The organism is Streptomyces glaucescens, assembly GCF_002154375.1.
GTDB lineage: Bacteria > Actinomycetota > Actinomycetes > Streptomycetales > Streptomycetaceae > Streptomyces > Streptomyces glaucescens.
Genome location: NZ_MUND01000494.1, coordinates 1 through 1,701, shown reverse-complemented (window position 1 = coordinate 1,701; position 1,701 = coordinate 1). Strand labels below are relative to the sequence as shown.

General features: G+C 72.5%; 1 protein-coding gene and 1 pseudogene. Both read left to right on the top strand.

Annotation, left to right across the window (positions count from 1 at the left end):
* The first annotated feature begins 262 nt into the window (after positions 1–262).
* Positions 263–1,393 (top strand): zinc-dependent metalloprotease, encoded by a 1,131-nt coding sequence (locus tag CCN42_RS29255; RefSeq protein WP_086740117.1) that lies wholly within the window; start codon positions 263–265, stop codon positions 1,391–1,393.
* A gap of 193 nt (positions 1,394–1,586) precedes the next feature.
* Positions 1,587–1,701, top strand: a pseudogene (locus tag CCN42_RS41645) (tRNA lysidine(34) synthetase TilS); the annotation flags it as partial.

Sequence of the window (1,701 nt, the reverse complement as noted above, 5' to 3'; positions counted from 1 at the left end):
GCGTCCGGCCGCGTCCTCGCCTTCGCCTTCCTCGGTTCGGACACCACCGACCCGGTCACGGCCCAGACGGCCCTGGACCGCGCCGCGACCGCCCTGGCGGAGTGCGGCTGCGGCTGAGGGCCCGTCCCACGGCCCCTCGGCGGGCGCCGTCCCGGACCTCCCGGGCGCGGATGCCCGCCGGGTGCCGGGTGCCGGGCACCGGCTCCACCCCCCGGCCGCACACGCCCTGCCCCGTCAGGGACCCCTCACGTACGGTTGACACATGACGAGCATCGGTGGCACCGCACCCGGCATGGTCGACTGGAATCTCGCGGTGGCGACCGCGACCCGGCTCGTACGGCCGGGCCCGGAGGTCAGCCGCGACGAGGCCCGCGCCGTCGTCGCGGAACTGCGCCGGCACGCCAAGGCCTCGGAGGAACACGTCCGGGGCTTCACCCGTATGGGCACCGAGGACACCCACGACACCCCCGTCCTCGTCGTCGACCGCCCCGGCTGGGTCCGGGCGAACGTCGCCGGCTTCCGGGAGATCCTCCGGCCGCTGCTGGAGAAGATGCAGGAACGCCGCGGCAGCTCCCCCGGCGGCGCGGTCCTCGGCGCCGTCGGCGGCAAGGTCACCGGCGTCGAGCTGGGCATGCTGCTGTCCTTCCTGGCCTCCCGCGTCCTCGGCCAGTACGAGACCTTCGCCCCCGCCACCCGCGACCTTCCCGCCGGCGCGGGCGGCGGCGGCCGGCTGCTGCTCGTCGCCCCGAACATCGTCCACGTCGAACGCGAACTCGACGTACCCCCGCACGACTTCCGGCTCTGGGTGTGCCTGCACGAGGAGACCCACCGGACGCAGTTCACCGCCGTGCCCTGGCTGCGGGACCACCTGGAGGGTGAAATCCAGTCTTTCTTGGCGGAGACCGACGTCGACCCCATGACCTTCCTCGAACGCATTCGCGAAGCCGCCCAGACGCTCGTCGGCGGCCGCCCCGACGCCGAGGAGGACGACGGCGGCCGGTCCCTGGTCGAGCTGGTGCAGACCCCCGCCCAGCGGGAGATCCTGGGCCGCCTCACCGCCGTGATGTCCCTCCTTGAGGGCCACGCCGACTTCGTGATGGACGGCGTCGGCCCGGCGGTCGTCCCGGCCGTCGGCGAGATCCGCGAGAAGTTCCAGCAGCGCCGCGCCAAGGGCGCCTCCCGCCTCGACCTCGCTCTGCGCAAGCTGCTCGGCCTCGACGCCAAGCTGCGGCAGTACCAGGACGGCGAACGGTTCGTCCGGGCCGTCGTCGACCAGGTCGGCATGGACGGCTTCAACCACGTGTGGACCTCCCCGAACACCCTCCCCACCAAGACGGAGATCGCCAAACCGGCGGACTGGATCGCACGGGTGCACCGCCGGAGCGAAACCTGACACCGGGTGAGACGGTCGTGAACCGAAACCGGCCGACGGCAGGCGAACGCCCCATCAATCACCCGTCCGAGGGAGCGTGAGCGTCGCAGAGGCGTGCAATGCTCGGGGAACGGCCCGGTTCTGTCACCATCTACACACTCTCAGTGACCGACTCGGGCTCACCCCCCGGAAAACTTCATGAAGGGAACCGGACATGGGTCCCCATCCTGCGGTCGCGGCGATACGCCTGGCGGTCCGCCGCGTCCTCCACGACATCCTCACCGACCACGGCCTCCCCCAGCAGGCCGAGGCCGCGCTTCCCCCAGGCC

Coding starts and splice junctions, on each gene's coding strand:
- CCN42_RS29255 (WP_086740117.1), top strand. CDS start 263: ATGACGAGCATCGGTGGCACCGCACCCGGCATGGTCGACTGGAATCTC.